4 protein-coding genes, 5 tRNA genes and 3 rRNA genes are annotated in these 4,813 nt (G+C 47.2%); 11 read left to right on the top strand and 1 reads right to left on the bottom strand.

The window, feature by feature from the left end; genetic code table 11:
• The 6 genes from AYY17_RS13770 to birA all read left to right on the top strand — a co-directional run.
• Positions 1 to 96, top strand: a 23S ribosomal RNA gene (locus tag AYY17_RS13770); the annotation flags it as partial.
• Between the two features lie 120 nt (positions 97 to 216).
• Positions 217 to 332: ribosomal RNA gene (rrf, locus tag AYY17_RS13765) — 5S ribosomal RNA — on the top strand.
• A 38-nt stretch (positions 333 to 370) separates the two neighbouring features.
• A tRNA-Thr gene (locus tag AYY17_RS13760) sits at positions 371 to 446 on the top strand.
• A 31-nt stretch (positions 447 to 477) separates the two neighbouring features.
• A 5S ribosomal RNA gene (gene rrf / locus AYY17_RS13755) occupies positions 478 to 593 on the top strand.
• A 141-nt stretch (positions 594 to 734) separates the two neighbouring features.
• Positions 735 to 1,772, top strand: a complete 1,038-nt coding sequence (gene murB / locus AYY17_RS13750; RefSeq protein WP_067424512.1) for a UDP-N-acetylmuramate dehydrogenase — start codon at positions 735 to 737, stop codon at positions 1,770 to 1,772.
• Positions 1,769 to 2,749 (top strand): bifunctional biotin--[acetyl-CoA-carboxylase] ligase/biotin operon repressor BirA, encoded by a 981-nt coding sequence (gene birA / locus AYY17_RS13745; RefSeq protein WP_067424510.1) that lies wholly within the window; start codon positions 1,769 to 1,771, stop codon positions 2,747 to 2,749. The genes murB and birA overlap by 4 nt, the downstream gene beginning before the upstream one ends.
• Before the next feature lie 29 nt (positions 2,750 to 2,778).
• On the opposite strand, the gene coaA is transcribed toward birA, so the two are convergent.
• Positions 2,779 to 3,723 carry a type I pantothenate kinase gene (gene coaA / locus AYY17_RS13740; protein WP_067424508.1) on the bottom strand — a complete coding sequence of 315 codons (945 nt, stop codon included), beginning with the start codon at positions 3,721 to 3,723 and terminating at the stop codon, positions 2,779 to 2,781.
• 388 nt (positions 3,724 to 4,111) lie between these two features.
• On the opposite strand from coaA, the gene AYY17_RS13735 reads away from it, so the two are divergent.
• The 5 genes from AYY17_RS13735 to AYY17_RS21315 all read left to right on the top strand — a co-directional run.
• Positions 4,112 to 4,187, top strand: a tRNA-Thr gene (locus tag AYY17_RS13735).
• A gap of 17 nt (positions 4,188 to 4,204) precedes the next feature.
• Positions 4,205 to 4,289 (top strand) — tRNA-Tyr (locus AYY17_RS13730).
• Positions 4,290 to 4,391: 102 nt separating this feature from the next.
• Positions 4,392 to 4,466, top strand: a tRNA-Gly gene (locus tag AYY17_RS13725).
• A 6-nt stretch (positions 4,467 to 4,472) separates the two neighbouring features.
• Positions 4,473 to 4,548 (top strand) — tRNA-Thr (locus tag AYY17_RS13720).
• Positions 4,549 to 4,659: 111 nt separating this feature from the next.
• A partial coding sequence (locus tag AYY17_RS21315) for a GTP-binding protein (RefSeq protein ID WP_004200661.1) occupies positions 4,660 to 4,813 on the top strand: 154 nt, incomplete at its 3' end.

The following is a 4,813-nucleotide window of genomic DNA, read 5'->3' as shown; positions in this document are numbered from 1 at the left end:
AAGGAACGTTTGAGACTAAGACGTTGATAGGCTGGGTGTGTAAGTGCAGCGATGCATTGAGCTAACCAGTACTAATGAACCGAGAGGCTTAACCTGACAACACCGAAGGTGTTTTGAGTTGAGAGACTAAAGAAAATCAATTTTTCAGATAACGGGTGATGGATGAATAGATTCATACCGGTTATTAAACAGCTTGTTTTGGATGAACAGAATTTGCCTGGCGGCACTAGCGCGGTGGTCCCACCTGACCCCATGCCGAACTCAGAAGTGAAACGCCGTAGCGCCGATGGTAGTGTGGGGTCTCCCCATGTGAGAGTAGGGAACCGCCAGGTTATTATTTTAAATCCGTGCCCAAGGGCATGGATTTTTTGCTGATATGGCTCAGTTGGTAGAGCACACCCTTGGTAAGGGTGAGGTCCCCAGTTCGAATCTGGGTATCAGCACCATAGATTTTAAGTTCGGTATATACAGAATTTGCCTGGCGGCAATAGCGCGGTGGTCCCACCTGACCCCATGCCGAACTCAGCAGTGAAACGCCGTAGCGCCGATGGTAGTGTGGGGTCTCCCCATGTGAGAGTAGGGAACCGCCAGGTTATTATTTAAGCCGAGAAGCCACCCATTGGGTGGCTTTTTTGCGTTTATCTGCCGCTAAAGTTGTCAGATGTATGGCTTTACTGTGCTCCGCGTCGGTTGACTGATAAACTAGGAACATGTTTGTCCGATGAGTTTTCATTATGTCCCTTGAGCCTGCTAATTCACTTCGCCTGTTACATACTTTTGGTATTGAAGCCTGCGCGTTAAATATAGAAACAGCTGAGACTGTTTCTGAGCTGTGTCATTTATGGCAGTCGGCACAGGCGGCACATGTGCCTTTCCTGTTGTTAGGCGGCGGGAGTAATGTCCTGTTTACCACTGATTTTGCCGGCACGGTGGTGATGAATCAAGTTATGGGGAAAACTATCCGTGAAACACCAACAGCGTGGCTGGTTGATGTGGGTGCCGGTGAAAACTGGCACGATTTGATCCGTTTTTTACTGATAAACGGGATCTGCGGAATGGAAAACCTGGCATTGATCCCGGGGTGCGCCGGTACGGCCCCTATCCAGAACATTGGCGCGTATGGCATTGAATTTAAAGATGTCTGTGACTATGTCGATGTTACCTCTCTTGCTGATGGCAGAACAGAACGTCTGAGTGCAGATGCCTGCCGGTTTGGCTATCGGGACAGTATCTTTAAACATGAATATCAGAACGGTTATGCGATTACTGCCATAGGCCTGAAGCTGCCTAAGCAATGGGCTCCTGAACTGAGCTATGGCGATTTGAAGTCACTGGATCCGGCAACAGTTACACCGCAGCAGGTTTTCGATATGGTTTGCAATATGCGGACAAGTAAATTACCGGATCCGAAAATAACCGGCAATGCCGGCAGTTTCTTTAAAAATCCGGTAGTCAGCACAGAACTTGCGCAGAAAATAAAAGCGGAATATCCGTCCTGTCCGCAGTATGTGGTTGAGGATGGTATAAAACTGGCTGCAGGCTGGCTGATTGATCAGTGTCAGCTGAAAGGTCATTCAGAAGGTGGCGCATCTGTACATGTGAATCAGGCGCTGGTGCTTATCAACCGGGAGCAGGCAACAGGGGATGATATCATCCGTCTTGCCCGTTATGTCCGTCAGCAGGTTGCTGCCCGTTTTCAGATTGAATTAGAGCCGGAAGTCCGTTTTATTGGTGCAACAGGCGAAATCAACGCAACAGAGGCCATTGCATGAAAGATTACAGCATGCCGCTGACGCTCATCCGGATCCTGTCTGATGGCGAGTTCCATTCAGGTGAACAGCTTGGCGACACACTCGGCATGAGCCGGGCGGGTATCAATAAACATATCCGTACATTGCGTGAAATGGGCATTGAGATGGAGACAGTGACGGGAAAGGGCTACCGCCTCTTTGCGCCGATGAACCTGCTGCAGTCAGAGGCTATCAATGCGCTCTTACCCGGCCGGAAAATAGATGTGCTGCCTGTTATCGGTTCCACCAATCAGCATTTGCTGGATAAAATCGGGCAACTGTCATCCGGTGATGCGTGTGTGGCTGAATATCAGTACGCGGGGCGCGGGCGTCGTGGGCGTCAATGGGTATCACCGTTCGGGCGAAACCTGTATCTCTCACTGTACTGGCGTCTGGAACAGGGACCGGCGGCGGCAATCGGACTAAGTCTGGTGGTCGGTATCGTTCTTGCTGAAACACTGCACGAACTGGGTGCAACAGGCGTAAAAGTAAAATGGCCGAATGATTTATATCTTGAAGATAAAAAACTGGCCGGAATTTTAGTCGAACTTCAGGGAAAAACGGGTGATGCCGCACATGTCATCATCGGGATTGGTATTAATCTGACAATGGAAAATACCAGTACAGATCAGATTGGGCAGCAGTGGATCAATCTGGAGCAATCAGGTATCCGTATTGATCGAAATACGTTGGCCGCCGCATTTATCAATCATTTGATTGATGCGCTTCATCTGTTTGAAAAAAGTGGGCTCACACCGTTTATTGAGCGCTGGTATGCATTTGATAACTATCTTAACCGAGAAGTAAAATTAATTATTGGTGAACGGGAGGTTGTTGGTGTATCTCGCGGGATTAATGGGCAGGGTGCGTTATTATTGGATCAATTCGGCGAAGTTACTCCCTATATCGGCGGAGAAATTTCACTGCGTGGCATCAATACAAAAAACAAACCGGCGTAATGCCGGTTTGTTATCAGCAGGTAAATTTACTATTTTCGCAGCTGCACATTTGTCACCATGTGATTTGCGCCTTTCGTCATCACTAAACTGGCGCGCTCTCTGGTCGGCAAAATATTTTCGTGTAGATTGAGCCCGTTAATTTCATCCCAGATAGTTGATGCGATACCGACAGCCTCGCTCTCTTCCAATTGCGCATAATGATGGAAATAGGAGTTCGGATCGGTAAATGCGCCCTGACGAAATTTCAGAAAACGCCCGATATACCAGCTTTTCAGCAACTCTTCCGGTGCATCTACGTAAATAGAGAAATCCACAAAATCCGAAACAAACACATGGTGCAATGACTGTGGATAATCCATGCCGCTTTGCAGCACATTCAATCCTTCCAGAATGACGATATCCGGCTGCTCCACGACAAGCTGCTTATCCGGTATGATGTCATAGGTCAGATGAGAATAAACCGGCGCAAGCACTTTTGGTGTACCGGATTTTACTTCTGACACAAAGCGGACGAGATTGTGCATATCGTAAGATTCAGGAAATCCTTTTTTTCTCATAATTCCGCGCTCATTGAGCACCGAGTTAGGATGAAGGAAACCATCTGTGGTGATCAGGTCTACTTTTCTATGTTCCGGCCAGCGGCTCAGAAGTGCCTGAAGCAAGCGGGCTGTCGTGCTTTTACCGACAGAAACACTGCCGGCAATACCAATCACGTAAGGTACTTTAGCTTCGTTTCTGCCGAGAAACTGTTCAAGCACAGCCTGGCGGCGCAGATTTGAACTGATATAGAAATTCAGCAAACGGGATAATGGCAGATAAATCGCGATAACTTCATCAATTGAAATTTCATCGTGAATACCGCGCAGCTCGTCAATTTCCTGCTCAGATAGGGTCATCGGAACCGAGTTACGTAAAGTGGCCCACTGATTACGGCTGAAATGAAGATAAGGAGAGAGCGATTTTTCTTTATACATAAACCAACGTCTGCCTTTATTACGCAGGTTGGACCGGTCATAAAACCCCGTACCGGCCAAAAAATAATTCGCATCATAGCGAGAGATGGAAGTCAGGCGTAGCAATTTTTTTGAAAAAATGCATTTTTTTTGATGTCGGAGACATAAATTGCATTACGAAAGATATAAATAAAGTGCTAAAAGTAATCTGATTATTGAATTTTGTATAGTCAGTCTGTGTGATTGCCTAATCACGGGTGTTATAACCGGCGCTGCTATTTTGTACATTACCCATTGAAAAAAACAGCAAAACACGGAAGAATGCGTACTTTGTGAGCAAAAGAACAATTTCAGCAATTTTTTTTGTTGCATCCTGCTCAAAGTCTCCATAGAATGCGCAGCACTTGATGCCGGCATAGCTCAGTTGGTAGAGCAACTGACTTGTAATCAGTAGGTCCCGAGTTCGACTCTTGGTGCCGGCACCAATTAACAATTTAGATCAGGTGGGATACCCAAGCGGCCAAAGGGAGCAGACTGTAAATCTGCCGTCACAGACTTCGAAGGTTCGAATCCTTCTCCCACCACCATCTAGTGTGAATTATTATCCCGGGTGTTTTATTCATCACTCCTTCGATGTAAAATACCTGAGATTCAGTTACAGCCGATTTAAGTCAGGTAGCCGAGTTCACGCGGGCATCGTATAATGGCTATTACCTCAGCCTTCCAAGCTGATGATGCGGGTTCGATTCCCGCTGCCCGCTCCAAGATGTGCTGATATAGCTCAGTTGGTAGAGCGCACCCTTGGTAAGGGTGAGGTCGGCAGTTCGAATCTGCCTATCAGCACCACTTCCGTTGTTCTCCCTTCCCTGATTTTTATCTCTGTAAATACCCAGACAAGCAATACTGCTTGGTTGATGTGGTGTAACCACCGATTCCGTGTCTCAGAGGGACAATCTAATGTCTAAAGAAAAGTTTGAACGTACGAAACCGCACGTTAACGTTGGTACTATCGGCCACGTTGACCACGGTAAAACTACCCTGACAGCTGCAATCACTACCGTTCTGGCTAAAACCTACGGTGGTTCTGCGCGTGCATTCGATCAGATCGATA

Origin of the sequence: Morganella psychrotolerans, from assembly GCF_001676055.1 — a bacterium.
In the GTDB taxonomy this organism is placed as follows: domain Bacteria; phylum Pseudomonadota; class Gammaproteobacteria; order Enterobacterales; family Enterobacteriaceae; genus Morganella; species Morganella psychrotolerans_B.
This window is presented reverse-complemented; position numbering and strand designations above follow the sequence as displayed.